This is a genomic window from Nesterenkonia lacusekhoensis (genome assembly GCF_017876395.1).
In the GTDB taxonomy this organism is placed as follows: domain Bacteria; phylum Actinomycetota; class Actinomycetes; order Actinomycetales; family Micrococcaceae; genus Nesterenkonia; species Nesterenkonia lacusekhoensis.
Genome location: NZ_JAGINX010000001.1, coordinates 177,527 through 202,475 on the forward strand (window position 1 = coordinate 177,527; position 24,949 = coordinate 202,475).

General features: G+C 67.8%; 24 protein-coding genes and 1 tRNA gene. 17 read left to right on the forward strand and 8 right to left on the reverse strand.

The window, feature by feature from the left end:
- Positions 1 to 24: 24 nt before the first annotated feature.
- A complete protein-coding gene (locus JOF45_RS00860; RefSeq protein WP_210047359.1) occupies positions 25 to 732 on the reverse strand; it encodes a winged helix-turn-helix transcriptional regulator in 708 nt (235 codons plus the stop codon).
- Between the two features lie 269 nt (positions 733 to 1,001).
- On the opposite strand from JOF45_RS00860, the gene JOF45_RS00865 reads away from it, so the two are divergent.
- The 4 genes from JOF45_RS00865 to ygfZ are packed head-to-tail and all read left to right on the forward strand — an operon-like array spanning position 1,002 to position 3,847.
- Entirely contained in the window at positions 1,002 to 1,847 is an 846-nt protein-coding gene (locus JOF45_RS00865) for a hypothetical protein (protein ID WP_210047360.1), read from the forward strand.
- An 18-nt stretch (positions 1,848 to 1,865) separates the two neighbouring features.
- The gene (locus JOF45_RS13455; RefSeq protein WP_281069666.1) at positions 1,866 to 2,000 is read left to right on the forward strand and encodes a hypothetical protein; all 135 of its coding nucleotides are present in this window, start codon (positions 1,866 to 1,868) and stop codon (positions 1,998 to 2,000) included.
- A 6-nt stretch (positions 2,001 to 2,006) separates the two neighbouring features.
- Complete coding sequence (locus JOF45_RS00870) at positions 2,007 to 2,603, forward strand: nitrobindin family protein (protein WP_210047361.1); 597 nt, start codon at positions 2,007 to 2,009, stop codon at positions 2,601 to 2,603.
- Positions 2,604 to 2,641: 38 nt separating this feature from the next.
- Positions 2,642 to 3,847 (forward strand): CAF17-like 4Fe-4S cluster assembly/insertion protein YgfZ, encoded by a 1,206-nt coding sequence (ygfZ, locus tag JOF45_RS00875; RefSeq protein WP_210047362.1) that lies wholly within the window; start codon positions 2,642 to 2,644, stop codon positions 3,845 to 3,847.
- 118 nt (positions 3,848 to 3,965) lie between these two features.
- On the opposite strand, the gene JOF45_RS00880 is transcribed toward ygfZ, so the two are convergent.
- Together JOF45_RS00880 and JOF45_RS00885 are read right to left on the reverse strand one after the other, a co-directional pair.
- Positions 3,966 to 4,997: a 6-phosphofructokinase gene (locus tag JOF45_RS00880; RefSeq protein WP_210051181.1), complete on the reverse strand. Its 1,032-nt coding sequence runs from the start codon at positions 4,995 to 4,997 to the stop codon at positions 3,966 to 3,968.
- An 87-nt stretch (positions 4,998 to 5,084) separates the two neighbouring features.
- On the reverse strand, positions 5,085 to 6,362 hold the full coding sequence (locus tag JOF45_RS00885; RefSeq protein WP_210047363.1) for a pyridoxal phosphate-dependent aminotransferase: 1,278 nt from the start codon (positions 6,360 to 6,362) through the stop codon (positions 5,085 to 5,087).
- Positions 6,363 to 6,515: 153 nt separating this feature from the next.
- Between JOF45_RS00885 and JOF45_RS00890 the strand changes: the two genes are divergently transcribed.
- From JOF45_RS00890 to rplL, 7 genes are all read left to right on the forward strand, one after another.
- Positions 6,516 to 6,588, forward strand: a tRNA-Trp gene (locus JOF45_RS00890).
- Between the two features lie 61 nt (positions 6,589 to 6,649).
- Entirely contained in the window at positions 6,650 to 7,075 is a 426-nt protein-coding gene (gene secE, locus JOF45_RS13565; protein WP_210047364.1) for a preprotein translocase subunit SecE, read from the forward strand.
- A gap of 48 nt (positions 7,076 to 7,123) precedes the next feature.
- Positions 7,124 to 7,834 (forward strand): transcription termination/antitermination protein NusG, encoded by a 711-nt coding sequence (gene nusG, locus JOF45_RS00900; protein WP_342591358.1) that lies wholly within the window; start codon positions 7,124 to 7,126, stop codon positions 7,832 to 7,834.
- 161 nt (positions 7,835 to 7,995) lie between these two features.
- Positions 7,996 to 8,427 (forward strand): 50S ribosomal protein L11, encoded by a 432-nt coding sequence (rplK, locus tag JOF45_RS00905; protein WP_210047365.1) that lies wholly within the window; start codon positions 7,996 to 7,998, stop codon positions 8,425 to 8,427.
- 99 nt (positions 8,428 to 8,526) lie between these two features.
- The gene (gene rplA, locus JOF45_RS00910) at positions 8,527 to 9,231 is read left to right on the forward strand and encodes a 50S ribosomal protein L1 (RefSeq protein ID WP_210047366.1); all 705 of its coding nucleotides are present in this window, start codon (positions 8,527 to 8,529) and stop codon (positions 9,229 to 9,231) included.
- 414 nt (positions 9,232 to 9,645) lie between these two features.
- Complete coding sequence (rplJ, locus tag JOF45_RS00915) at positions 9,646 to 10,167, forward strand: 50S ribosomal protein L10 (RefSeq protein WP_210047367.1); 522 nt, start codon at positions 9,646 to 9,648, stop codon at positions 10,165 to 10,167.
- Positions 10,168 to 10,225: 58 nt separating this feature from the next.
- Positions 10,226 to 10,609, forward strand: a complete 384-nt coding sequence (gene rplL, locus JOF45_RS00920) for a 50S ribosomal protein L7/L12 (RefSeq protein WP_210047368.1) — start codon at positions 10,226 to 10,228, stop codon at positions 10,607 to 10,609.
- A gap of 157 nt (positions 10,610 to 10,766) precedes the next feature.
- On the opposite strand, the gene JOF45_RS00925 is transcribed toward rplL, so the two are convergent.
- Positions 10,767 to 11,243, reverse strand: a complete 477-nt coding sequence (locus JOF45_RS00925) for a hypothetical protein (protein ID WP_210047369.1) — start codon at positions 11,241 to 11,243, stop codon at positions 10,767 to 10,769.
- A complete protein-coding gene (locus tag JOF45_RS00930; protein ID WP_210047370.1) occupies positions 11,240 to 12,751 on the reverse strand; it encodes a PspC domain-containing protein in 1,512 nt (503 codons plus the stop codon). The genes JOF45_RS00925 and JOF45_RS00930 overlap by 4 nt, the downstream gene beginning before the upstream one ends.
- A gap of 136 nt (positions 12,752 to 12,887) precedes the next feature.
- Between JOF45_RS00930 and JOF45_RS00935 the strand changes: the two genes are divergently transcribed.
- Together JOF45_RS00935 and JOF45_RS00940 are read left to right on the forward strand one after the other, a co-directional pair.
- Positions 12,888 to 14,309 carry an ATP-binding protein gene (locus JOF45_RS00935; protein WP_210047371.1) on the forward strand — a complete coding sequence of 474 codons (1,422 nt, stop codon included), beginning with the start codon at positions 12,888 to 12,890 and terminating at the stop codon, positions 14,307 to 14,309.
- Entirely contained in the window at positions 14,306 to 14,968 is a 663-nt protein-coding gene (locus JOF45_RS00940) for a LuxR C-terminal-related transcriptional regulator (protein ID WP_210047372.1), read from the forward strand. The genes JOF45_RS00935 and JOF45_RS00940 overlap by 4 nt, the downstream gene beginning before the upstream one ends.
- A gap of 111 nt (positions 14,969 to 15,079) precedes the next feature.
- Here the strand turns inward: JOF45_RS00940 and JOF45_RS00945 are convergent, their stop codons facing one another.
- On the reverse strand, positions 15,080 to 16,873 hold the full coding sequence (locus tag JOF45_RS00945; protein WP_210047373.1) for a glycoside hydrolase family 13 protein: 1,794 nt from the start codon (positions 16,871 to 16,873) through the stop codon (positions 15,080 to 15,082).
- 82 nt (positions 16,874 to 16,955) lie between these two features.
- Positions 16,956 to 17,996 (reverse strand): LacI family DNA-binding transcriptional regulator, encoded by a 1,041-nt coding sequence (locus tag JOF45_RS00950; protein WP_210047374.1) that lies wholly within the window; start codon positions 17,994 to 17,996, stop codon positions 16,956 to 16,958.
- 158 nt (positions 17,997 to 18,154) lie between these two features.
- On the opposite strand from JOF45_RS00950, the gene JOF45_RS00955 reads away from it, so the two are divergent.
- From JOF45_RS00955 to JOF45_RS00965, 3 genes are read left to right on the forward strand one after another with little or no spacing between them, the layout of a single operon-like run.
- On the forward strand, positions 18,155 to 19,357 hold the full coding sequence (locus tag JOF45_RS00955; RefSeq protein ID WP_210047375.1) for a sugar ABC transporter substrate-binding protein: 1,203 nt from the start codon (positions 18,155 to 18,157) through the stop codon (positions 19,355 to 19,357).
- Complete coding sequence (locus JOF45_RS00960) at positions 19,350 to 20,972, forward strand: ABC transporter permease subunit (protein WP_210047376.1); 1,623 nt, start codon at positions 19,350 to 19,352, stop codon at positions 20,970 to 20,972. Before JOF45_RS00955 ends, JOF45_RS00960 begins: the two co-directional genes overlap by 8 nt.
- The gene (locus tag JOF45_RS00965) at positions 20,972 to 21,862 is read left to right on the forward strand and encodes a sugar ABC transporter permease (protein ID WP_210047377.1); all 891 of its coding nucleotides are present in this window, start codon (positions 20,972 to 20,974) and stop codon (positions 21,860 to 21,862) included. Before JOF45_RS00960 ends, JOF45_RS00965 begins: the two co-directional genes overlap by 1 nt.
- A 124-nt stretch (positions 21,863 to 21,986) precedes the next feature.
- Here the strand turns inward: JOF45_RS00965 and JOF45_RS00970 are convergent, their stop codons facing one another.
- Complete coding sequence (locus JOF45_RS00970) at positions 21,987 to 23,006, reverse strand: LacI family DNA-binding transcriptional regulator (RefSeq protein WP_210047378.1); 1,020 nt, start codon at positions 23,004 to 23,006, stop codon at positions 21,987 to 21,989.
- A gap of 177 nt (positions 23,007 to 23,183) precedes the next feature.
- On the opposite strand from JOF45_RS00970, the gene JOF45_RS00975 reads away from it, so the two are divergent.
- The gene (locus JOF45_RS00975) at positions 23,184 to 24,923 is read left to right on the forward strand and encodes an HAD family hydrolase (RefSeq protein ID WP_210047379.1); all 1,740 of its coding nucleotides are present in this window, start codon (positions 23,184 to 23,186) and stop codon (positions 24,921 to 24,923) included.
- The last annotated feature ends 26 nt before the right edge of the window (positions 24,924 to 24,949 follow it).

The window sequence follows — 24,949 nt, forward strand, 5'->3', positions numbered from 1 at the left end:
GCGGAGGGGCATTGTGTCTTGGAGTTACACCGTATCGGAGGAGAGGGCATCGGCGGCAGAGACGGCGCCGTTGTCATCGGCTCCGGAGACCACCAGGCGGTAGCCGACGTTGCGGACCGTGCCGATCAGCGTCTCGTGCTCGGAACCGAGCTTGGCGCGCAGACGTCGGATGTGCACGTCCACCGTGCGGGTGCCGCCGAAGTAGTCATAGCCCCAGACGTCATGGAGGAGGCGGTCGCGGGTGAAGACCTGGCCCGGGTGCAGGGCCAGATGCTTCAGCAGCTCGAACTCCTTATACGTCAGGTTGAGCAGCCGGCCGTTGATCGTGGCCATATAGGTGGTCTCATCGATGGTGATGCCGCCGGCGCGGATCTCTCCGCTGGGGACCTCGTCCTCCACCTCCACGGCGGCCAGGCGGATGCGTGCGTCGATCTCGCCGGGGCTGGAGTCGGTGAGCAGGAAGTCGTCGGTCTGCCAGGACTCGTTGAGCGTGGGCAGGCCGGTCTCGGAGACGATGACCATCACCGGAGAGAGCATGGAGGACTTCACCAGCTGGCACAGCGAGCGTGCGTGAGCCAGGTTCTTCCGCGCGTCGATCAGCGTGATGTCCACATTCGGCGCACGGACGATGCTCGCGGCCTCAGAGGGGAAGGAGCGCACCCGGTGGTTGAGCAGCTCCAACGAGGGCAGAGCGTCATCGGGGGCGTCAGAGAGCAGCAGCACCTGTGCCATCCGTCGTCCTCCCTCTCGACTGCTTGTCACCAGTGTGGCGGTCCGGCCCCGGTTCCCTGGCGGCCTAGAGCGGCGAGTCCTCTCACGGAGGGGTCAGAGTCTGACTCCTCGGAACACCGAGCACCGGTGATGTCGGGTCCGAGTAAACCAGTCCTGTTGTTACAGCACAGTTACAGGGCTCCAACGCATCGAGGCACGCTGCGGGCCTGATCAAGGAGTATAGCCGAGGGGCATGGCCTGCCCAGGACCCTCTGGCAGGATGGTCTCCTGTGAAGTATCTACCAGTGGCCGCCTCCGCCCTGATCTCCGCAGCGGCGCTCGCGCTGACCTCCTGGCTCGGCACCGCCGCCCTGACCGTGGTGGTGTGCCTGATCTGTGCCGTCGTCGCACTGGGCTGGCCCCAGCTGATGGGCGTGACTGCGCGGGGCTCCCTCTCGGCAGTGATCGGCGCAGCCGGCATCGTCGCCGCCGTCGGGGCGTCCATCGCCGCCGAGGTCGACACCCTGTTCTTCTGGTCCTCCGTGGCCCTGGCCTTCGGGATCATCGCGGTGTTCGTGATCCAGGTGCTGCGCGGCACCGGGCGGCCCCACCGGCTGGAGTCCACGCTGGGCGCCTGCGCCGGTGTGGTGGTCACCACCACTGCCGCGGGCTGGGTGGCCGGCCTGCGCTACCCGGCCAGCCTGGCCGAGGGCGGTGAGGATTCCGAGGTCATGGGGTTCCTCAGCGTGCGCGGCCTGATGCCGTATGAGGAATGGGGCATGTTGGGTGTCACCGGTCCCGGCGGGGAGCTCAGCGTGGCGGGCCTGGCCGCAGCGACGCTGTTCGTCGGCGCTCTGCTGGCGTGTCTGCCGTGGCGTGATGCGCTCACCCTGCCGCTGGTGGTCCTCGGCAGTGCGGCCGCAGCTGTGGGGATGACCGTGTTCTGGGGCGAGCTGACGCTGCTCTTCGCCGGAGTGATCGGACTCAGCGCCGGTGCGCTGCTGGTGTGCTTCCGCCGCTTCCTGATCCAGCAGGGGACGCCGTCGGGCCTGTTCTCCGGGATGGCCGTGGGTGCTGCGCCGATCGCCGCCACAGGCGTGCTGATCTACTTCACGGAGCGCGTCCTGCTGGTGTGACCAGCTACACTGCTGGGTATGAACTTCGCACTGCAGAATGTCTCGCTTCTGGCTATGGAGATCTTCTTCATCGGCCTGCTGGTGCTGTGCACCCTGATCATCGCCGGGATCTCCTGGACCGTCATCTCCCGCCTGTACAAGGGTCAGCGCTGACCTTCTATGGCACCTATGGAGCTGCCCACTGATCTGACTCCTGAGCTCGCGCCGCTGTACTGGCTGTTGGGCGAATGGGAAGGCCAGGGACGGCTGGGCGAAGGGGAGGAGTCTGACCCCACCTTCACCCAGAAGGTCACCTTCCGCGACTCAGGGCTTGAATTCGTCGAATACCGTGCCGAGTCCTGGCTGACCGAGCAGGACGGGACGCGGCTGCGCCCGCTCAGCGTGGAGACCGGCTTCTGGGCCCTGGATCGGAAGCGCACCGACGCCGACGTCGGGCCCGGTCTGGATCCCGCCGATGTGGTCCCGGCCTATAAGAGCGCCTCGGAGGTGGAGGAGCTGGCCAACGAGGACGGCTCCTACCCGATCACTGCGACGATCTCGCATCCCGGCAGCATCACTGAGCTCTACTACGGACGCGTCAAGGGGCCGCAGCTGCAGATCGTCACCGACGCCGTCATGCGCGGCGAGCAGGCGGCGGAATACCCCGGGGGCACGCGCATGTTCGGACTGGTGAACGACCAGCTGTTCTGGCGCTGGGATGTGCAGGACGGTGACGAGCTCAAGCCTCACGCCTCCGCCATCCTCGAACGCGTCTGAGGACCGGCTGGTCTCCCAGACCTTCAAGGAGCCGTTCTGTGACCGAGTATTCCTCCCCTCTGCTGCAGCGTCCCGGTGCCGTGGCCGACTCCGGCGACGACGCCGGCCTGGCCGCACACTACGGAGACCCCACCAAGGAGCAGCGGGCCCTGGACCGAGGCCGCGGCCTGGTGGACCTCTCGAACCGTTCGGTGGTCACCGTGACCGGCCCGGATCGGCTGAGCTGGCTGACCACGCTGTCCTCGCAGAAGGTCGACGGCCTGAGGCCGGGGGAGTCCTCTGAGCTGCTGCTGCTGGACATCTCCGGGCGCATCGAGCACGAGGCCTCCATCACCGATGACGGCGAGACTGCGTGGCTCATCACCGAGAACACCCACGGCGGCGTCCTGGCTGACTGGCTGGACTCGATGAAGTTCATGCTGCGGGTGGAGATCACCGATCGCACAGCCGACTTCGCCGTGCTCGGCTCGGCCCAGCCGCTCCCTGATCAGCTCCCCGACGCCGTCGCCGCTGCCGCCCGCTGGGAGGACCCGTGGCCCCAGCTGGGTCCGGGAGCCGCCAGCTATGCCGCGGTGGAGGAGTCAGGGCATCCCGGTGCCGACTGGTCCTGGCACCTGACCGTGATCCCGCGGGAGAGCCTGAGCAGCGTGGCGGAGGGCCTGGGGGCCCAGGACTGGACGCTGGCCGGGACCTTCGCCGCCGAGGCGCTGCGTGTGGCCGCCTGGCGTCCGCGTCTGGCTCGGGAAGTCGACGACAAGGCCATTCCGCACGAGCTGGACCTCATCCGTACGGCCGTCCACCTCTCCAAGGGCTGCTATAAGGGCCAGGAGACGGTCGCCCGGGTGCATAACCTGGGACATCCGCCGCGCCGGCTGGTCTTCCTGCACCTGGACGGATCCGAGCACACGCTTCCTGCCGTCGGTGCCGAGGTGCTCGCCCCCCAGGAGCCCACCGCCGAGGCTGAGGCGCTGGCCGCCGAGCGCGCCGTCGGAGTGGTGACCTCTGCGGCCCGGCACCATGAGATGGGACCGATCGCCCTGGCGCTGGTGAAGCGCCGGGTGGATCCGGACGCCCCACTGGTGGTCCGCGACGCCGTCGCGAGCTCCGCTGAGCCGCAGGAGGGCGCTGAGGAGGCGCCCGCGCCCACCTTCTATGCCGCGGCTCAGGAGCTGATCGTGCGGCCCGACGCCGGCAAGACGGTCGGCCGCCCCCGGGGCGGCTTCGTGCGGGCCCCGCGCCGCTGAGTCTCTGGTTCTGAAGTGCCGAAGGCCGGCAGAGAGCCTTCCTCCCTCAGATACGACGACGCCGACGGCCTCTCCTACTGCGAGAGGCCGCCGGCGTCGTCGTATCAGTGAGTCAGGATCACCGCCCGAAGAGGATCTTGGCCTCTTCGTAACGCTCCACCGGGACGCCCTTGAGGCCGTCCAGCGCGCTGGCCAGGTCCTCCTGGACGATCTCGGTGCCGCGCAGCGAGGCCATGTGTCCCCAGGCCTGATCGTGGACCAGGTCCAGGGCCTTCATGCCGAAGCGTGTGGCCAGGACGCGGTCATAGCCGGTGGGGTTCCCCCCGCGCTGGATATGGCCCAGCGTGGTGTTGCGGGTCTCGATGCCGGTGCGCTCCTCGATGCGCGCAGTCAGCCATTCGCCGATGCCGCCCAGGCGGGGGCGTCCATCGGCCTCATGGCCCTTGCCGGCCAGTGCCTCGTCGTCGCCCTCAGGGATGAATCCCTCAGCGACCACCACCAGCGGTGAGCGGCCGCGGGAGTGGACCTGCTCCACCCATTCGCAGACCTGGTCGAGGTCGACCTTCTGCTCGGGGATGAGGATGGCGTGGGCACCGGCGGCCATGCCCGAGTGCAGGGCGATCCAGCCGACGTGGCGGCCCATGACCTCGGCCACCATGCAGCGGTGGTGGGACTCACCGGTGGTGCGCAGACGGTCCATGGCGTCGGTGGCGATCGAGATGGCGGTGTCGAAGCCGAAGGTGTAGTCGGTGGCCTTCAGATCGTTGTCGATGGTCTTGGGCACTCCGACCACGGGGATGCCGTCGTCGGCCAGGCGCTTGGCCCCCGCGAGCGTCCCTTCGCCGCCGATGGCGATGACGGCGTCGATGTCGTGACGCTTCATCTGCTTGGCGATGTTCTCCGGACCACCCTTGGGGTGGTTATAGGGGTGGGTGCGGGAGGTGCCCAGGATGGTGCCGCCTTCGCGGGCGAGTCCGCGAACGTCGTGGCGGGTGATCTCGGTGTAGTCACCCTCGATCAGGCCGCGCCAGCCGCCTTTGAAGCCGACGAACTCGTCGCCGTAGCTCTTGATGCCGTGCAGGACGGCGGAGCGGATCACGGCGTTGAGGCCGGGGCAGTCCCCGCCTGAGGTCAGCAGTCCGATGCGCATACTTGTGCTCATCCCTTCAACAGATGACGAATGGTCCTGGCGACGTCGGCAGGCTGGAGATTTCTTCGGGATTCAGTCTAATCCCCGTCAGCTTCCTGCGATCAGTGCGCGGATGCGTTCGATGCCGCGCGCGAGATCCTCATCGCCCAGCGCGTAGGACAGTCGGAGGAACCCGCTGGGGCCGAAGGCCTCGCCCGGGACCACGGCGACTTTGGCCTCCTCGAGGATGAGCTCGGCCAGCTCGGCGGAGGTGTTCGGCGTCCTGCCTGCGATTCCGGCGGCGGAGCCCTGCTCGCCGAGCGCGCCACGGACATCCACGTAGGCGTAGAAGGCGCCCTCAGGGGTGGGGCAGTCAAAGCCGGGGATGGCGTTGAGGCCCTCGACGATGGCGCGACGACGGCGGTCGAAGGCTCGCTTCATCTCCTCCACCGCATCCAGGGGCCCGGTCACCGCGGTCAGCGCGGCCACCTGAGACACGTTGGCCACGTTGGAGGTGGCGTGGGACTGCAGGTTGGAGGCCGCCTTGATGACATCGACGGGACCGGCCATCCAGCCGACGCGCCAGCCGGTCATGGCGTAGGTCTTGGCCACGCCGTTGAGCACGACCACCTGGTCGGCCAGTTCGGGGAGCGAGGCGATGGAGGTGAAGACGGCGTCGTCGTAGGTCAGATGCTCATAGATCTCATCGGTGACCGCCCACAGGCCCTTCGAGGCCGCCCAGCGGCCGATCTCCTCCACGGCATCGGGTGAGTAGACCGCACCGGTGGGGTTGGAGGGGGAGACGAAGAGCAGCACCTTGGTGCGTTCTGTGACGGCTGCCTCCAGCTGGTCCACGGTGACGCGGTAGCCCTGCTCGGGTCCGGCGAAGACGTCCACGGGCACGCCGCCGGCCAGCTTGATGGCCTCGGGATAGGTGGTCCAGTACGGGGTGGGGACGATGACTTCGTCGCCGGGGTTCAGCAGAGTGGCGAAGGTGTTGTACACCGCCTGCTTGCCGCCGTTGGTGACCAGGATGTTGGCGGCGGCCAAGGGCTTGCCGTCGATCCGGTACCCGGAGTCACGCGTGGTCTTCTCCGCCAGGGCCTCGCGCAGCTCAGGCAGGCCGGCAGCGGGGGAGTAGCGGTGGTAGCGCGGGTTGTGAGTGGCTTCGGCCGCGGCCTCGACGATATAGTCCGGGGTCGGGAAGTCCGGCTCTCCGGCACCGAATCCGATGACGTCCTCGCCGGCGGCCTTCATGGCCTTGGCCTTGGCATCGACGGCGAGCGTCGCTGATTCGGCGATGGCGCCGATGCGGTCGGAGATGCGGGAGGCAGCAGGCATGGTGGTTCCTTCGTCGTTCAAAGAGGCGTCGTTCGAGGAGGTCATCATCGACCACCCTACCGGCAGAGGCAGAGCCGCGTCAGGATCGTGGTTTGTCGTTCTGGACAGCTTCAGCGTAGACTGATTCACCGGTGTCTTGAACACCTCTACTGATCGTGCCTGCTGAGGTAGGCTCGTGACGCTGGAGCAGGACCCCGAAGGGCAGTGGCGCAATTGGTAGCGCAACGGTCTCCAAAACCGTAGGTTGCAGGTTCGAGTCCTGTCTGCCCTGCGCTGAGTCTCGTGTCTCGGCGGAAACACCCACCCGATCCGTTCTGACAGATGGAGCCTTCGTGTCGCAGACGCCTTCGACAGATGAGCAGGGTTCCCCTGCCGGAGGCGAACCCAAGGGCCCGTTCGGCAAGGTGTGGCTGTTCCTCCGCCAGGTGATCGATGAGCTCAAGAAGGTCGTTGTTCCGACCCGCAGGGAGCTGACCAACTACACGTTGGTCGTCCTGGTGTTCGTGATCATCGTCATCCTGATCGTCTCCGGCCTGGACCGCGTGTTCAGCACCGGCGCTGATTGGGTCTTCGGCGGGGGCGGTCCGGTCGAGGAGGGAGCGGATCCCGCTCCTGCCCCGGGCCCGGAGCAGGGTCCCGGCGGGGAGCTGGCCCCGGAGGACCTCGAGGACCTGAACCTCGACGATCTGGACATCGAAGGCGGCGAGGATGGCGAGCAGCCGGAGCCGGAAGGACCCGAGGGCGACGACGCCGAGTGATGCAGCAGATCGCTGCGTCAGCTGAGCATCACGGAAAGCAGGAGAGAAGTGTCTGAGCAGGATCTTTCGCAGGAGACTCCCGAGCAGGAGGCGACTCCCGAGGAGGAGAAGTCCTACGAGGAGCGCGCCCAGGAGCTCAGGGCTAAGCTGCGCCGTCAGCTCGGCGACTGGTACGTCGTCCACACCTACGCCGGCTACGAGAAGCGCGTGAAGTCCAATCTGGAGACCCGCATCCAGACCCAGGACATGGAGGACTACATCTTCGAGATCGAAGTCCCCATGGAAGAGGTCGTGGAGATCAAGGGGACCCAGCGCAAGGTCGTCAACCGGGTGCGCATCCCCGGCTACGTGGTGGTCCGCATGGAGCTCACCGACGCCTCCTGGGGCGTGGTGCGCCACACTCCGGGTGTGACCGGATTCGTGGGCAATGCCCATGACCCGCATCCGCTGAGCACCGACGAGGTCTTCGACATGCTGGCCGAGCACCTGCTGGGCAAGCCGGATGCTCCGCGCAAGGCCGTCGTCGACGGCGAGGAGACGGTGGAGGGCGAAGGTGCCGCCGCCGCACCGGCATCGGACGTGAAGGTCGACTTCGAGATCGGCGAGTCCGTGACCGTCACCGATGGTCCCTTCGCAACCCTGCCGGCCACGATCTCCGAGATCCACCCGGATTCCCGCCAGCTGGTGGTCCTCGTCTCGATCTTCGAGCGCGAGACCCCGGTGACCCTGAACTTCAACCAGGTCGAGAAGATCTACTGAGCCGATCCTCTCGGCTGGGCCGGAGTCCAGCACAACTACAGATGTCCGACGTCGCAGGTTCGCTTTGGCCTGCGGCGTCGAGCTGGTCGCTGCGCCACAGCGACCGACCCCTCCGCCCTCGCTCCTGAGGCCGGAGGAAGCACGGAAAGTAAGGACAGATTATGGCCCCCAAGAAGAAGGTCGCCGGTCTGATCAAGCTGCAGATCGAGGCAGGTGCCGCGAACCCGGCTCCGCCCATCGGTCCCGCACTGGGTCAGCACGGCGTCAACATCATGGAGTTCTGCAAGGCTTACAACGCGGCGACTGAGTCCCAGCGCGGCAATGTGATCCCTGTGGAGATCACGGTCTACGAGGACCGCTCCTTCACCTTCATCACCAAGACCCCGCCGGCTGCTGAGCTGATCAAGAAGGCCGCAGGCGTGCAGAAGGGCTCCGGTGTTCCGCACACCGAGAAGGTCGGCAAGCTGACCCAGGCCCAGGTCGAGGAGATCGCCCAGACCAAGATGGAAGACCTCAACGCGAACGACATGGCCGCCGCCTCCAAGATCGTGGCCGGCACTGCTCGTTCCATGGGCATCACCGTCGACGGCTGAACAGCCGTACCAGACATATAGGAAGGCCCGACGACGTCGGGCCGGTGGGAAGGGCCGAGCGCGGTCCGCGTACCACAACTGCTAAGGAGAACATCGCAGATGGCAAAGCGCAGCAAAGCATACAAGGCGGCACTCGAGAAGATCGGCGAGGACGCTGTCTACTCTCCGGCTGAGGCCGTCGCCCTGGCCAAGGAGACCAACCCCTCCAAGACCGACGCCACCGTCGAGGTCGCCCTGCGCCTCTCGGTCGACCCCCGCAAGGCCGACCAGATGGTGCGCGGCACCGTGAACCTGCCGCACGGCACCGGTAAGACTGCCCGCGTGGTCGTCTTCACCCAGGGTGACAACGTGGCCAAGGCAGAGGAGGCCGGAGCTGACTTCGTGGGCGGCGACGAGCTGATCGCCAAGGTCGCAGACGGTTGGACCGACTTCGACGCCGCCGTGGCCTCCCCGGACATGATGGGCAAGGTCGGCCGCCTCGGTAAGGTGCTGGGTCCCCGCAACCTGATGCCGAACCCGAAGACCGGCACGGTGACCCCCGACGTCGCCAAGGCTGTCGGCGACATCAAGGGAGGCAAGATCGACTTCCGCGTCGACAAGCACTCCAACCTCCACTTCATCGTCGGCAAGACCAGCTTCGAGCCCCAGCAGCTGGCGGAGAACTACGCCGCAGCCCTGGACGAGATCCTGCGCCTGAAGCCCAGCGCTTCCAAGGGTCGCTACATCCAGCGGGCCACGGTCTCCACCACGTTCGGCCCCGGCATCGCCGTGGACCCGAACGTGACCAAGGTGATCTCCGAGTGAGTCGCTAGGACCTTCTGATCGAGGGTCCGTGCACAGAGGCCTCGTTCCCATCTGGGAGCGGGGCCTCTGTCGTCTCCGGTGCCTGTCGCACACATAGAGGCAGGGTCCTCGATTAGGAGGACCCCGCATCTGCGTGTATAGTGATACCCGACCAAAGACCGCCGGTCGTTGTCGTCGTGTGCAGATCAGTGGCACTGAGAGGCACGGTCATCTGGCACCGCCAGAGTTGCGACGCAACTGTAAAGACCCTTGTGGGCGACCTGCGCAGGTGCGATGAAAGCCATTGGATCTCTTCGCGGAGCACTGTGTGTTCTGTGGCAGAGATGAGATGAGCCCCATGCGCCTGCGCATCGGGGCATTTTTTATGCCCTGCGCCCGGCAGGATCGACCGGCCCACTGACCGGAAGGAGTGCCATGGCGAATCCTGAGAAGGCTGCCGCCGTCGACGAGCTGAAGGAACTGTTCAGCAACTCGACCGCCGCAGTGCTCACGGAATACCGCGGCCTCTCCGTGGACAAGCTGCAGACCCTGCGGCGGTCCGTGCGGGAGAACGCACAGTACGCCGTGGTGAAGAACACGCTCACCGAGATCGCGGCCAAGGAATCCGGCATCGAGGCCTTCGACGGCAAGATGACCGGCCCGTCCGCCATCGCTTTCGTGCACGGCGACGTCATCGACGTAGCCAAGGCACTGCGTGACTTCGCCAAGGACAACCCCCAACTCATCGTCAAGGGCGGCTACATGGATGGCGCCGTCCTCGATGAAGAGGGAGTGAAGAAGCTCGCGGATCTTGAATCCCGTGAGGTTCTGCTGAGCAAGATGGCTGGCGCTCTCATCGGCGCCCAGTCCAAGGCTGCCGCTGTCTTCCAGGCACCGCTGTCCAAGGCCGTTCGTACGGCTGAGGCGCTGCGTGCCAAGCAGGAAGAAGCAGCCTGAGCTTTCAGCGCATCAACATCGCAAGATCCGCATCTAGCAACATTAAGGAGCCACTCTCATGGCTAAGCTGAGCAACGAAGAACTGATCGAGCAGTTCAAGGAGATGACCCTGATCGAGCTCTCCGAGTTCGTCAAGCAGTTCGAAGAGGTCTTCGACGTGACCGCAGCAGCTCCGGCTGCTGTCGCTGCCGCTCCGGCAGCAGGCGGCGAGGCAGAGGCTGCTGAGGAGCAGTCCGAGTTCGACGTCATCCTCGAGGACGCAGGCGACAAGAAGATCGGCGTCATCAAGGAGGTGCGCGGTCTGACCTCCCTCGGTCTGAAGGAGGCCAAGGAGCTCGTCGACGGCGCTCCGAAGCCCGTCCTGGAGGGCGTGGACAAGGACGCTGCTGAGAAGGCCAAGGAGACCCTGGAGGGCGCAGGCGCCAAGATCACCCTCAAGTGATCTGTGCGGCGTGAGCCGCATTCTCCAGCTTCTGCAGCTGCATACGAAGGACCCCGGAGGGAAATCCCTCCGGGGTCCTTCTGCATGTGTGCGGCTCTGGTCGCCGTCCAGACTGGGATGGCCGCCAGGGGCGGGTCCAGCAGCTCAGGCAGATGTCCTAGATCCGCTGTCCGGACCGGGGGAGCAGTCCGCCCACGACCAGCGCAACGCCGCCCAGGGTGCAGACGCCCAGGGCCACGACCAGCGGGTCCAGGAAGACGCCGAACAGCACGGTCATCACTGTCCACAGCGCCAGGATCAGACACATCGCCGCGAAGACCAGCTGGCCCAGCCGCGGTCCCGACTTCGGTGCGGGGGATGACGTCGGCTGCGTCGCCATCGGCTCCGGCCGCGGCGACGCCGAGAGCGCGTCGCCGTGCTGGGCCTCGGCCCGCTGCCACCAGCGCGGCTTCTTCTCCGGCTCCTTCCATGTGAAGTCCTCCTCCGACTGAGCCCTCAGCGATTCGGCCAGCAGCTCATCGATGTTCTCCGGCTCCGGGGGCATCGGCATCGCGGCGGTGGGGTTCGTCTCGTGGGGCGCGTCCCTGCGCACTTCGCGGGTGGGCTCTTCCGAGGGGTTCTGTGTGGGGCTCATGGTCCTTCGACCTCTTCTGCGTAGGTGGTGGCGTCATAGATCTCGACATTGCCGAATCCTGAGTTCAGATCCAGCTGGATCTCGGTCTCTGCATCCTCGGGCCCCAGCTCGGTGTCGGCTCCGGCGATTCCGCTCTCGTTGAACCGGCCGTCCTGGGTGCGGACGTCCAGATTTCCCATGGCGTGGCCGTTGTTGACCAGCACTCGAGCCTCATCCGGGACGACCACAGTCGTGTTGGCGAAGGCCATGTTGACCTCGGCATGGTGACTCTCGGACCCGTCGGCAGGTGCTCCGCTCAGGCCGCGCAGATCCATCACCGTGTTGGAGAAGGCGGTGGTCGTGGAGGTGCTGCTGGTGGTGTAGTTGCCGAACACGTAGTGCTCGGAGCTGCTGGAACCCTCGCCCGGGCTCGGAACGAGGACGGTCAGCACCACCATCACGCCGGCAGCGGTGCCCAGGGCGAAACCGTTGCCCTTCCTGCCGCGCGCCGCGGCGCTCATATGCCGGAAGGCCAGCAGGACTACCAGGGTCGCTGCACCCAGTGCCAGCACGCTCAGCGTAGACAGCCCGAACCACCCGCTGACGATCGCCAGCGCCGCGGTCGCCGGGACGATCAGTAGGATCAGGCCCCAGGTGAGCATCCGGCGTCGGCGTCGTTCAGCCCGCTCCTGCGGGCTCTGCGGGGCCGGCGCAGGGTACTGGTAGCTGTAGTCATAGCTGGAGGGATGTGCGGCTGAGGCGGACGACGCCGATGCAGCGGCCGTTCCCCCGGGAGCCGCCCCAGCACCGGCGCCTGCCCCAGCGCCATGTCCGGCGCCTGTGCTGCGTCCTGCCCCAGCGTCGGGGGCAGACGCGGAGTCCTTCGGATACCAGGCCGGCCTGCCGTCGGCGCGGGGACGAGCCTCAGCAGACCCGTCCTTCGAGGACGTCCGCGGCCCCGGCGCTTTTCCCTGACCACCCGCGTCCCCGGAGGTGGAGGCGCCCGCCGGGCTGCCGTCGGTCCGGTCGTCAGCGCCATCCCCCTCGGCATCCTCGCCGCGCTGATGCTGACCGCAGCCGCCGTTTCGGCTGATCAGCACATAGGCGCCCCAGATCACCGCGCCGATGACCAACAGGTTGATCAGCACGGCGAAGGGACCACCGATGTTGAGCGGGGTGAAGACGTTGACCGCGCCGAGCACCGCCAACAGCCCGGAGGTCACCACGGCTGCGCTGAACTGGCCGCGCACTGCGGATTCGGCGTGGATCCGGCCGTGCTGGTCCGGGACCAGCAGCCAGGCCAGACCGTAGAGCATGGCGGTGGGGGAGGCGACGAGGATCAGGGCGATGACGCCGATGCCGCGCAGCAGCGTCGCGTCCCATCCGGTGCGTTGAGAGACGGCGGAGAAGACGCCGCCGATCCATCCGCCCTCGGCGCGGCGGATGCCCGTGGAGCGCAGCCAGTCGAAGAACTGACGGCCGGTCTCCGGCTTCTCCTCGGAAGGCTGAGTGTTCGTGTGCTGTTCCATGTCTCAAGCCTCCTGCTCGCGGCCTCATCGCCGCTACTGGGGTCCACCCTGAGATGACCCTGATCCTCCCCTGGGATCCCCGGATATCCGGGCGAATCCGGGGATCGGGGACTCCGGTCCGTGGCAGGATGGGCCCATGACGACCCCGACGAGCCGGCCCCCGCTGCGGCGCGGCCTGGACACACCCGTGGCTGGAGTGTGCCTGGGTCTGGCCCGTCACCTGGGCGTCTCCGTCCCGGTGATCCGCACCGTGATGATCGCGCTGACCATCGCCGGGGGGATCGGGCTGATCCTCTACTGCTGGCTCTGGGCTTTTGTGCCGGTGGAGACGGAGCCGGAGCCTGAGGCGGCCCGCCGCGGGCTCTCCGGACCCGCTGTGGAGAATCCCGACGCCGGCGTACCCGGCAGCTCTCCCAAGCCCGACGCCGGAGGTGGGACCGGTTCCCGCGCCGGGCCCTCCGGAGCCTCGGGCGAGGAGGACTTCGCCGCGCGTCTGCGTCGAGGCCTCGATGTGCTGACCCGCTCTCCAGAGGTGCTGGCCGGAGGCCTCCTTCTGGGCATCGCCGGGATCATGGTGCTGCAGCTGGTGGGCCTCCGCGTCGACTGGTGGCTGATCGGTCCTCCGGCGATCCTGGTGGTCGGACTGCTGCTGGCCTGGTCCCAGGTCGATGCCGGGGAGGGCGCCAGGACCACACGCAGCCGACAGGCCGCGCTCTGGCAGTTCGCCGGCGGCGCCTTCCTGGTGCTGGTCGCGCTGTTGGTCATGGCTGGCGGGTTCATCCCGGCCGGAGAGCTGATCCTCAGCCTCGTACTGGCCGGGATGCTGCTGGCCGGCGTCGCGCTGGTGATCGCGCCGTGGCTGATCAAGATGTACCGCACCATGTCGGTGGAGCGGGCGCGTGCCGCCGCCGAGGCTGAGCGGGCCGACATCGCGGCTCATCTGCACGATTCGGTGCTGCAGACGCTGGCGATGATCCAGAAGCAGCGCCATGACCCGGCTGCCGTCGGCCAGTTGGCACGCAGCCAGGAGCGGCAGCTGCGTGACTGGCTCTACCGTCAGCAGGAGGCCCGGGGGCAGAATCCCCGGGGGCAGAATCCCCGGGGGCAGGAGACTCGCGGAGCGCAGCAGCCGGGAGAGGCCGGCGTCGGGGAACAGCCCCAGAGCCTCCGGGACCAGCTGATGGCGGCGGCCGCCGAGCTGGAGGAACTCTATACGGTTCCGGTGGAGGTGGTCACCGTGGGAGAGTCACACCGGGAAGACCATGAGGCGCTGGTGGCGGCCGCCCGAGAGGCGATCGTCAACGCGCTCAAGCATGCCGGGCCGGCGTCGGTCTATGCGGAGTCGGACGAACGCGAGGATGCGGTGTTCATCCGCGACCGCGGACAGGGGTTCGACGTCGACAGCATCGAGGAGGACCGGCTGGGTGTGCGAGAGTCGATCATCGGCCGGATGAGCCGTGCCGGAGGCCGGGCGCGGATCCGCTCTTCGGAGAGCGGCACAGAGGTTCAGCTGTTCCTGCCCGCTGAGGAGCGAGTGTCGAAGGAGACGGAGTCATGAGTGCAGAGACGCTGCGGCGTGTGGTGATCGTCGACGATCACGGGATTTTCCGTGCCGGGCTGAAGGCCGAGATGCAGGGTCGTGTGGACGTGGTGGGCGAGGCCCACGACGTCGAATCCGCTGTGGCCGCAGTCCATGAGCATCAGCCCGAGGTGGTCCTGCTGGATGTCCACCTGCCCGGCGGCACCGGCGGCGGTGGGGCTGAAGTGGTCACCCGCTGCCGAGACGTGCTGGAGGACGTCCGCTTCCTGGCCATCAGCGTCTCTGACCAGGCTGAGGACGTAGTCTCAGTGATCCGGGCAGGAGCCCGCGGCTACGTCACCAAGACCATCAGCACAGCGGACCTGGCCGACGCCGTGGAATCGGTGGCCACCGGCGACGCCGTCTTCTCGCCTCGGCTGGCCGGGTTCGTCCTGGACGCCTTCGGCACCTCCGGACTGGCAGAGGACGTGCGGGATGAGGAGTTGGATCGGCTCTCAGCCCGGGAGGTGGAGGTCATGAGACTGATCGCTCGGGGCTACACCTACCGGGAGATCGCCTCGGAGCTGTTCATCTCGATCAAGACGGTGGAGACCCACGTCTCCAAGGTGCTGCGGAAGCTGCAGCTGTCTTCCCGCCACGAGCTCACCCGCTGGGCCGAGCGCCGCCGGATCGTCTGATGCTCTGAACGGCCCCAGATGTGTTGAGGTCCCGGGATCTGACCCTCTCAGGGAGGGAGTTCCCGGGACCTCGACACATCGGGCAGGCGGTGGCGTGCCCTGGGACGCAGCTCAGCCGCGCACGGCCCACACGGTGGTGTCCGCAGGGACCACGACGCCGTCCGCGCCGCTGCTGCTCCCGGCCGCAGCATCTGCCGCGGAGCTCAGCACCACGGTCCAGCCCGCGGGCAGCTCCACCGGTTCGGAGCCGGTGTTGGCCATCAGCAGGACATCGGCGCGCTCGCCGGCTGGGTCGCTGCTCACCAGAGCCAGCACACCTCCGGCACCGGCCAGCTGAGGCTCATCGGCCAGGGAAGCGGTCCCCAGGCCGTACTCCCGGCGCAGCCGCAGCGCCTGACGGTGCAGCTCCAGCGTGGAGCCGGCGTCGCCGCGCTGGGAGCTCACCGCATAGTCGTCCCAGTCATCGGGCTGGGGCAGCCAGGACTTCCCGGTGGAGGAGAAGCCGTAGGCCGGAGCCCCTGCCTCCCACGGGATGGGCACGCGGCAGCCGTCGCGGCCCCGCTCCTCGCCGTCGGTGCGGAAGAAGGTCGGGTCCTGACGGGACTCCGCCGGCAGGGTGGTGTGCTCCGGCAGGGCCAGCTCATCGCCCTGGTAGAGGTAGGCGGAGCCGGGCAGGCCCAGCATCAGCAGAGAGGCAGCCCGGGCTCGGCGCAGGCCCAGCGCGCGGTCCGGCTGGGGATCCTGCGGGCCGATGCCCTTGTTCGGGCCGGAGTTGGTGGCCTCGGCGAAGCCCATGCGGGAGGCGTGGCGGACGACGTCGTGGTTGGACAGCACCCAGGTGGTGGGGGCGCTGACCGAATCGTTGACCGCATAGGACTCCGCGATGGTGGCGCGCAGCGCTGAGGCTTCCCAGGGCTGGGTCAGGAAGGCGAAGTTGAAGGCCTGGTGCATCTCATCGGCGCGGACGTAGCGGGCCAGGCGCTCCAGCGGGTCCACCCAGGCCTCGGCCACCAGCATCCGGTCCCCGGAGTACTCGTCCAGGATGGTGCGCCAGTGCCGGTAGATCTCGTGGACGCCGTCCTGGTCGAAATAGGGCGGCATGCCGGGGTTGTCGCCGGGAGCGTCGGCGGCCTCCGCGGCGCCGGAGACCATCTCCACATGTCCGGACCAGTCGGGCAGGCCCTCGGCCTTGATCATGCCGTGGGCCACGTCCACGCGGAACCCGTCCACTCCGCGGTCCAGCCAGAAGCGCAGGATGTCATCGAACTCGCGGTGGACCTCCGGGTTCTCCCAGTTCAGATCCGGCTGGGAGGTGTCGAAGAGGTTCAGGTACCACTGGCCGTCCTCGGCCCAGGAGGAGCCGGGGGCGTCCTCGCGCTCGCGGACCCGGGTCCAGGCCGGGCCGCCGAAGAGGGACTCCCAGTTGTTGGGCGGCTGTGCGCCGTCGGGCCCTGCTCCCTCACGGAACATGTAGCGCTCGCGCTCAGGGCTTCCCGGCCCAGCGGCCAAGGCGGCACGGAACCAGGCGTGCTGATCCGAGGTGTGGTTGGGCACCAGGTCCACCACCACGCGGATGCCCAGGCTGTGCGCCGTGTCGATCAGCTCATCGGCATCCTCCAGCGTGCCGAAGAGCGGATCGATGTCCCGATAGTCGGCCACGTCATATCCCGCGTCGTTCTGCGGGGAGCGGTAGAACGGGGAGAGCCAGATCGCGTCCACTCCCAGCTGCGCCAGGTGGTCCAGGCGGGAGGTGATGCCGGGCAGGTCGCCCATGCCGTCGCCGTCGCCGTCGGCGAAGGAGCGCGGATAGATCTGGTAGATCACCGCATGACGCCACCATTCGGTCTGCTCGGGCGACTGGACGTGCAGCGTGGCGGCTGCGCTCTGCGAGGTCGGGGAGGTCATATCGCTCCTGGGGTGAGGGGTCGGATCAGTCGGTCAGGGTCGAGGTCGGCGTCGGGTCCTGCTCTGCGCAGCAGCGGCAGGATCACGACGCCGGTTCGGCCAGTTCTGCAGGTGCGGCGGCTGTGGAGCCGCGCACCACCAGTTCCGGCTCGAACAGCAGCTCAGCGCTCGCGGGCAGCTCAGCTGACTGGTTCTGGATCTGCCGCAGCAGAGTGGCCATGGCGGAGCGGCACAGCGCATCCACCGGTTGGCGCAGCGTGGTCAGCGGAGGATCGGTGAAGGCGACCATGCTGGAGTCGTCGAAGCCCACCACGGAGAGGTCCCGGGGCACGTCCAGTCCGGCGGATCGGGCCGCTCGGATCACGCCCAGGGCCATGACGTCTGAGCCGCAGACCACTGCCGTGCATCCCCGTTGGATCAGGTCGGTGCCGGCTGCCACGCCGCCTTCAAGGGTGAACAGCGAGTTCGCCAGTTCGCCGCCCTCAGGGTCTTCGGGCAGATGCCGCGCCACGGCGGTCTGGAACCCTTCGATCTTGCGCAGCGTGGGCACGAACTGGGTAGGTCCGGTGGCCAGGCCGATCCGCCGGTGACCCTGGGCGGCAAGGTGGCGGACGGCCAGGTCCATGGCGGCGTGCTCATCGGTGGAGAGCGCCGGGGCCTGGATCTCCTCCTGGGTCCCGTTGATGACCACCAGCGGGATGTTCAGGTCGTCCAGCTGCCGGTAGCGGCTCAGATCGGCCTCGGTGTCCGAATGCTGTCCGGAGACGATGACGATCCCGTCCACCTGGTGACGCTGGAGCATGTCCAGATAGTCCTGCTCGCTGATCCCGCCGGGGGAGCCGGTGCACAGCAGCTGGGTGTAGCCGGCCCCGGCGGCGGCATGTTCGATGCCCTGAGCGAAGGCCGGGAAGATCGGGTTGGACATCTCGCCCACGATCAGGCCGATGAGCCCGGTGGGGCGATGGCGCGGGCGGCCGGCCTCGGCGCGGGTGTAGCCCAGCTCTTCCACGGCGGCCATCACCGCGGCCCGGGTCTCCTCGCCGACGCCGGGGCGTCCGTTGAGCACGCGGGAGACGGTGGCGGTGGAGACACCGGCCCGTGCAGCGATGTCGGTGAGGCGCATAGATCTCCTTCGGTCGGGATCAGCTTAGAGCCTGCAATGGGTGCAGGAAAGCTTCTGAAAAATGTTGCAGTAATGTTGCACGCGGTGCTACGGTCAACGCGATGTGATCAGCGACACTCCGCTGATCGACCTGACCGTTCACGACTCCAGGAGTCCTGATGCACCGAGGCATCGTCGCCGTATCCGCCGCCGCTGCGCTGCTCGCCCTCTCCGGCTGTGCCGGGGACGGTGTGGCGCTGGATGACCAAAGTCGCAGCCTGACCATCTGGGTGGATGACGACCGCCAGGAGCCAGTGGCCCGCGCCGTCGAGCAGTTCACCGAGGACACCGGCGTGGAGGTGGAAATCGTGTTGCGCAACTACGAGGAGATCCGCAACGACTTCATCTCCCAGGTCCCCACCGGAGAGGGTCCCGACATCACCGTGGGCGCGAACGACTGGCTGGGAGAGCTGGCCGTCAACGGGGTCATCAGCCCGATCGAGCCCGGAGAACTCACCGAGGAGATGGAGCCGGTCTCCCTGGAGGCCTTCACCTATGAGGGCCAGACCTGGGCGGTGCCCTATGCCATCGAGAACCTCGCGCTGATCCGTAACACCGCGATGACCGACGTGACCCCGGAGACCTGGGACGAGGCCGTGGAGGTGGGGGAGGAGCTCGACGCTGACTACCCCATCCTGCTGCAGATGGACACCGAGGGTGACCCCTACATGATGTATCCCATGCAGACATCCTTCGGAGCAGAGGTCTTCGAGCAGGCCGAGGACGGCAGCTATGAGCCCGAGATAGCTATGGGCGGTGAGCCCGGTGCCGAGTTCGCCCAGTGGTTGGACGTCCAAGGTCAGGCCCGAGTGCTGGACACTACGGTCACCTTCGACATCGCTCGGGAGGCCTTCGCCAATGAGGAGTCCCCGTATCTGATCTCCGGCCCGTGGATTCTGCCGGAGGTGGAACACCTAGATGTGGCTGTGGAGCCCATTCCGCGTCCAGGAGACCAGGAGGCCGTGCCCTTCGTCGGGGCCCAGGGCTTCTACATCTCCTCCCAGACGGAGAGCCCGCTGCTGGCCGCTGAACTGGTGACCGACTACCTGGCCAGCCACGACGCGCAGGTGGCCCTGTTCGAGGCCGGCGGTCGCACTCCCGCGCTGCAGTCAGCGGCCGAGGTGGCTGCCGAGGACCCGCGGATGGACGGATTCGCCCAGGTGGGCGCTGAGGGGCTGCCCATGCCCGGGATCCCGGAGATGGCCATCGTCTTCGACTACTGGGGTGTGGCCCATGCCCAGATCGTCGACGGGCGCAGCCAGGACCCGGCGGTGACCTGGGAGCAGACCATGGACACGATCCAGGCGCAGGTTGATGACTGAGCGCAGCCAGACGACTGAGGGGACAGCAGTGAGACAGACAGCAGGCACACCGCATGCCAGCTATGGCCGAGGCTTCTGGGTGAAGCTAGTCATCATGGCGATCATCAACGCCGTCGGCGTGATGATCATCTTCTCGGCGGCACAGGCCCAGAGCTGGGGGATCCTGGCCGGTATGGCCGGGCTGCTCATCGCGGCCGACTGGGTCTACTTCTCCAAGCGGGCCCTGCCGCTGAAGTACATCCTCCCCGGCTTCGCGTTCCTGCTGGTCTATCAGGTCTTCGTGGTCCTCTACACCGCCGGCATCGCCTTCACCAATTACGGCACCGGGCATATCGGCTCCCAGCAGGACGCCGCCGATCAGCTGGTGGCCCAGAACGAACAGCGGGTGGAGGGCAGCGAGTCCTACCCGGTCGCCGTCGTGCTGCCGGAGGGCGAGGACGGCGGACTGCTGGGCGAGGAGGAGCTGGGCTTCGCCGTCGTCGAGGACTCCCAGGTGCTGGTGGGCACCGCCGAGCAGCCGCTGCGGCCGGTGGAGGGTGCCGAGGCCGACGCCGATCAGGTCACCTCCGTGCCCGGCTACCAGGTGCTGGACCGTGAGGAGGTCCTGGACCGGCAGACCGAGGTCGCGGAGCTGCGGGTGCCCTTCGGCGAGGATGAGGCCGAGGGAGCGCTGCTGACCCAGGACGGGCGCACCGCCCATGTCTATGAGCAGACCCTGGTCTATGACGAGGAGGCTGAGACCCTGACCCATGTGGAGGACGGGACGGTCTACTCGCCCACGGAGGAGGGGCTCTTCGCCGCCGAGGACGGCACGGAGCTGGCCGTGGGCTGGCGGGTGTTCGTCGGCTTCGACAACTTCGTCACCGGTATCGCCGACACCCAGACCGCCGGGCCGTTCTTCGAGGTGCTGGCCTGGACCTTCGTCTTCGCCCTGGCCTCGGTGGTGCTGACCTACCTGGTGGGCATGTTCCTGGCCATCGCCTTCCAGCACGAGCGGCTGCGGGGCCGGAGGATCTACCGGGTGCTGGTGATCCTGCCCTATGCCTTCCCCGGCTTCCTCTCCGCGCTGCTGTTTGCCGGCATGCTCAACGAACGCTTCGGCTTCGTCAACGAGGTGCTGCTGGGCGGGGCCTCGATCCCCTGGCTGACCGATCCCTGGCTGGCCAAGCTCTCCATCATCCTGGTCAACACCTGGCTGGGCTTCCCCTATATGTTCCTGGTCTGCATGGGGGCCCTGCAGGCCATCCCCAAGGACTCCTTGGAGGCGGCATCCATCGACGGGGCCGGCCCGCTGCGCCGCTGGTGGTCGGTGACCCTGCCCATGCTGATGGTCCCGACAGCGCCGCTGCTGATCGCAACCTTCGCCTTCAACTTCAACAACTTCAACCTGGTCTACATGCTCACCGGGGGAGGGCCCCGCATGGAGGGCGTGGAGGCGCCGGTGGGTCACACCGACATCCTGATCACCATGGTCTTCAAGATCTCAGGGCTGGCCAGCGGGCAGGCCACCGACTACGGCCTGGCCGCGGCGATGTCGCTGGTGATCTTCCTGATTGTCACCGTCATCGCGGTGATCAGCTTCCGCCGGACCCGATCCCTCGAGGAGATTCACTGATGGCTGAGAACACACTGTCTGTGCACCGGAGAGCGGGCCGCGGCGGCGTCGCACGCTGGTTCGCGGAGCTGGGCTGGCGCCATCTGGTGGCGGTGATCGCCTCGGCCGTCGCGGTCTTCCCGATCATCTACATCGTCTCCGCCTCCCTGGCCGAGCGCGGAACCCTCACAGGGTCCAACGAGCTCTTCCGCACCATCACCTTCAGCCACTACGCAGGACTGGGGGACACGTACTTCTGGACCTGGGTGGTCAACACGCTGGTGATCGGGCTGGTGACCGCCGTCGGGACGGTGCTCATGGGCGCGGCCGCGGCCTATGCCTTCTCCCGCTTCCGCTTCACCGGGCGGCGAGCGGGGCTGGCCACGCTGCTGGTGCTGCAGATGTTCCCGCAGGTGCTGGCCTTCGTGGCGATCTTCATCCTGGTCCTGGGCCTGCGCGAAGTGGTCCCCGTGCTGGGCCTGAACAGCCAGCTGGGGCTGATCTTCGTGTACCTCGGTGGAGCCCTGGGCGTGAACACCTTCCTGATCTACGGATTCTTCAACACCATCCCCCGGGACCTGGACGAGGCGGCTAGGATCGACGGCGCGAGCCATGCCCAGATCTACTGGACGATCATCCTGCCCCTGGTGCGGCCCGTGCTCGCCGTGGTCGGGCTGCTGGCCTTCATCGCGACCTTCTCCGACTTCGTGCTGGCTCGCCTCATCCTGGTCTCCGAGGAGCGGTGGACCCTGGCCGTGGGCCTCTACAGCTGGGTGGCGGGCGAGCTCGACGCCAACTGGGGGCTGTTCGCGGCAGGGGCGGTGATCTCCGCGGCTCCGGTGCTGATCCTCTTCCTGGCGCTGCAGCGCTATATCGTGGGAGGGCTGACCGCTGGTGCGGTGAAGGGCTGAGGCGAGCGGCCGGCGTCGTCGGCTCCAGCCTCGGGTGCTGCGTTCGATGTGTTGAGTTCCCGGGTCCTGCCAGTGGGGCAGTTCCCGGGAACTCAACACACCTGGCCCGACGCCGGCCTCCTCGTCACGTACCGGGCACACCAGTGGAGCTGCGCACCACCAGCTGCGGGGAGAGCCTCTCGTGCAGATCCTCTGAGCGTCCGGCGAGGCGCTGGCTGAGCATCTCCAGCGCCATGCGGCCCATCTGCTGCCGCGGTTGGTCCACGCTGGTCAGCTGGGGGCGAAGCATGCGGCAGATGCTGGAGTTGTCATAGCCGACCACGCTGAGCTGCCCGGGGACGCTGACCCCGGCATCCAGGCAGGCTCCGACGAGGTCGGCGGCGACCCGGTCGTTCTGGGTGAAGACCGCTGTGGGCGGGGCCTTCTCCTCGCGGAGCTGAAAGATCACGTGCCGGACAGCGGCATCTACGCGCTGAGGGCCCTCGACCCGGGGCTCGATGCCGGGGACGTGCTCACGCATGACCTCACGGAAGGTGGCCTGCCGGTGCATCGCCGCTGGGCGGGCGGATCCGGTCAGGTGGATGATCCGCTCATGGCCGAGCTCGGTGAGATGCTCCACGGCCAGCCGTGCCCCGATCTCATCATGGTTGGCCACGGAGTCCACGCCGGAGACCAGTTCCGGGAGTCGACCGGCCACCACCAGCGGCACGCGGCGGGCGATCTCCTCCAGCGCCTGCGGGGGCAGCCACGAGGAGACGATGACGACCCCCTCCACGCCGAGCGCCAACAGCGAATCCAGTTCGGTGCGCAGCTTGGCGGCATCGCGCCGTCCGTGTCCGATCACCAGCCGCAGGTCCTGTTCGGCTGCCGCGTCCTCCACCCCTGCGGTCACGTCCCGGTGGTAGCTGTTGCCCAGGTCCTGCAGAAGCACGCCCACCAGCCCGCTGCGTCCCTGGACCAGAGACCGCGCCCACACGTTGGAGCGGTAGCCCAGCTCCTGGGCGACGCTGAGGATGTGCTGACGGGTGGCCTCCGAGAGGCCCTTCTGATTCCGCACCGCCAGCGAGACAGCGGACTTCGAGACTCCGGCGGCGCGTGCGACGTCGTGGACCGTGGGTGGGCGGCTGGTCTGTGCGGGATTCACGGCACCACAGTAGATCGGCGGTGGCGCGGCCGCGCCGTTTCTAGAACGTTCCAGCGGAAATTTCTGGAACGTTCCACTCCCCGTCACCTTCTATGCGTCGTCGCCTCACTCTGAGTTCGTAGTTTCGACCCGGTCGCTCCCGCTGCGGCCGCAGAATCAGAGAAGAGGTACGACTCGATGCTCGACAGCCCCGCACCAGAGGTCACGGCAACATCTTCCACCGGTGCCGCCGGCCCCGCCGACGCGCCTGACGTCGCCGACACGCCCGACGCCGCCGACACAGTGGAGGAGACCCTGCACGCTCTGTGCCGTCCCAGCGCACTTCTGCTGGACTTCGGGGGAGTCATCGTCAGCACCTCCAAGCGTCCCGAGGGTCGCCGCGCCTTCGCCCAGCAGCTGAGCAGCCGGCTGGCGCGCACCGGCGTCGAGGTCTCTGCTCAGCGGCTGGAGAGCTGCCTGCAGGCCGGCGCCACCTCGCTGAAGCACTGGAAGCATGCCTCCTCGCGGCGCAGCCTGCCGCGTGAGCTCAGCGTCCAGGAGATCCTCGGGGACTTCTACTTCGGAGACCTCGAGGACCCGGCCCGGGCTGTGCTGACCGGCTGGGGCACCGAGCTGCTGGATGAGATGGCCACCGCGCTGACCGACCACACGCTGCGCGACGGGGCCCGGGAGCTCATCGAGTTCGCCCGGGAGCACTCGCTCCCCCTGGGGATCGTCTCCAACGCCCACTCAGGGCGCAGCCATCGGCGCATCCTGGCCGAACTGGGCCTGGCTGAGGCCTTCGGTGTGCAGATCTACTCCGATGAGGCGGGCATCCGGAAGCCCCACCCGCAGATGCTCTGCCGGGCGGCGGAGGCCCTGGGCGCTGACCTCGCCGAGAGCTGGTACGTCGGCGACACTCTGGACCGCGATGTGGTGGCCGGCCGGCGTGCCGGCGTCGGGGCGGTGATCCTCACCCGCTCTCAGCACACTGATGAGCCGCCCTTCCCCGTGGAGTCCCAGCCCGAGGCGGTCCTGGAGACCCCCGCCGAACTGCTGGAGCTGCTGCGCCGCAGGCTCGCCTCCGCCCCCGGCCCCGATGATCGGGCCGCGACGCCGGCCGCCTCGCTGCATCCGGCCGCCTCGGTCCCGGCCCAGCTCGCCGCCGGGACGGTCTCCGGCATGCAGAACCGGGCCATCCTCTTAGATCACGGCGGGGTCGTCTCCGCCCCGCGGAAGCAGGCTGAGCCCTTCCGGGAGGCCGCTGAGACGGTTGAGGCCGTGCTGGCGCGCTCCGGCAGCGCCGTGGAGCCGGGCATGGGTCGGCATATCGTCGAAGTCGCCCATGAGGAGTACAAGAAGTACAAGGCCGCACAGGACGAATCCGAGCTCTACGGGGAGGTCACCCCGCGGATGTATTGGGGCGAGTTCACCGCCTCCACGGTGACCGCCCGGCAGCGACAGGCCCTCGTGGCCGCAGCCGAGGTGCTCCATCCGGCCCTCTACCGTTCCAAATCCTCCAAGACCGAGCGCCCCGGCATCCGGTCCATGCTGCTCCACGCGGTCGAGACCGGCCGCCGGGTGGTCATCGTCTCCAACACCATCTGCGGCACCGGGGTCCGCGGGATCATCCGCTCCTACGGACTGGACGGGCATATCGCCGGATGGGTCTGCTCCGACGAGATCGGGCTGAAGAAGCCGCATCCGGAGATCTTCCTGCGCGCGCTGGCGATGGCCGGCGTCGCCCCGGAGCATGCCGTGATGGTGGGGGACAAGCCGTTCAACGATGCCTACGGAGCTCAGAGAGCCGGCATCGGACGGCGGATCCTGACCCGCGGCGGCTCCGGAGAGGAGTCCGAGCTCCAGGAGGCGTTGACCGCCGGGTGGGCCACCGACCTGGTCACCGATCCCGGTGAGATCCCCGCCCTGCTGCACTGACCGCAGCAGCACCGTTCCACTGCACG

What these genes read in the sequence shown, in the direction of transcription:
- JOF45_RS00860 (WP_210047359.1), bottom strand. Translation starts at nt 732, where the DNA reads ATGGCACAGGTGCTGCTGCTCTCTGACGCCCCCGATGACGCTCTGCCC.
- JOF45_RS13455 (WP_281069666.1), top strand. Translation starts at nt 1,866, where the DNA reads ATGAACTTCGCACTGCAGAATGTCTCGCTTCTGGCTATGGAGATCTTC.
- JOF45_RS00870 (WP_210047361.1), top strand. Translation starts at nt 2,007, where the DNA reads ATGGCACCTATGGAGCTGCCCACTGATCTGACTCCTGAGCTCGCGCCG.
- JOF45_RS00880 (WP_210051181.1), bottom strand. Translation starts at nt 4,997, where the DNA reads ATGCGCATCGGACTGCTGACCTCAGGCGGGGACTGCCCCGGCCTCAAC.
- JOF45_RS00885 (WP_210047363.1), bottom strand. Translation starts at nt 6,362, where the DNA reads ATGACCTCCTCGAACGACGCCTCTTTGAACGACGAAGGAACCACCATG.
- rplK (WP_210047365.1), top strand. Translation starts at nt 7,996, where the DNA reads ATGGCCCCCAAGAAGAAGGTCGCCGGTCTGATCAAGCTGCAGATCGAG.
- rplA (WP_210047366.1), top strand. Translation starts at nt 8,527, where the DNA reads ATGGCAAAGCGCAGCAAAGCATACAAGGCGGCACTCGAGAAGATCGGC.
- rplJ (WP_210047367.1), top strand. Translation starts at nt 9,646, where the DNA reads ATGGCGAATCCTGAGAAGGCTGCCGCCGTCGACGAGCTGAAGGAACTG.
- rplL (WP_210047368.1), top strand. Translation starts at nt 10,226, where the DNA reads ATGGCTAAGCTGAGCAACGAAGAACTGATCGAGCAGTTCAAGGAGATG.
- JOF45_RS00925 (WP_210047369.1), bottom strand. Translation starts at nt 11,243, where the DNA reads ATGAGCCCCACACAGAACCCCTCGGAAGAGCCCACCCGCGAAGTGCGC.
- JOF45_RS00930 (WP_210047370.1), bottom strand. Translation starts at nt 12,751, where the DNA reads ATGGAACAGCACACGAACACTCAGCCTTCCGAGGAGAAGCCGGAGACC.
- JOF45_RS00935 (WP_210047371.1), top strand. Translation starts at nt 12,888, where the DNA reads ATGACGACCCCGACGAGCCGGCCCCCGCTGCGGCGCGGCCTGGACACA.
- JOF45_RS00940 (WP_210047372.1), top strand. Translation starts at nt 14,306, where the DNA reads ATGAGTGCAGAGACGCTGCGGCGTGTGGTGATCGTCGACGATCACGGG.
- JOF45_RS00945 (WP_210047373.1), bottom strand. Translation starts at nt 16,873, where the DNA reads ATGACCTCCCCGACCTCGCAGAGCGCAGCCGCCACGCTGCACGTCCAG.
- JOF45_RS00950 (WP_210047374.1), bottom strand. Translation starts at nt 17,996, where the DNA reads ATGCGCCTCACCGACATCGCTGCACGGGCCGGTGTCTCCACCGCCACC.
- JOF45_RS00955 (WP_210047375.1), top strand. Translation starts at nt 18,155, where the DNA reads ATGCACCGAGGCATCGTCGCCGTATCCGCCGCCGCTGCGCTGCTCGCC.
- JOF45_RS00960 (WP_210047376.1), top strand. Translation starts at nt 19,350, where the DNA reads ATGACTGAGCGCAGCCAGACGACTGAGGGGACAGCAGTGAGACAGACA.
- JOF45_RS00965 (WP_210047377.1), top strand. Translation starts at nt 20,972, where the DNA reads ATGGCTGAGAACACACTGTCTGTGCACCGGAGAGCGGGCCGCGGCGGC.
- JOF45_RS00975 (WP_210047379.1), top strand. Translation starts at nt 23,184, where the DNA reads ATGCTCGACAGCCCCGCACCAGAGGTCACGGCAACATCTTCCACCGGT.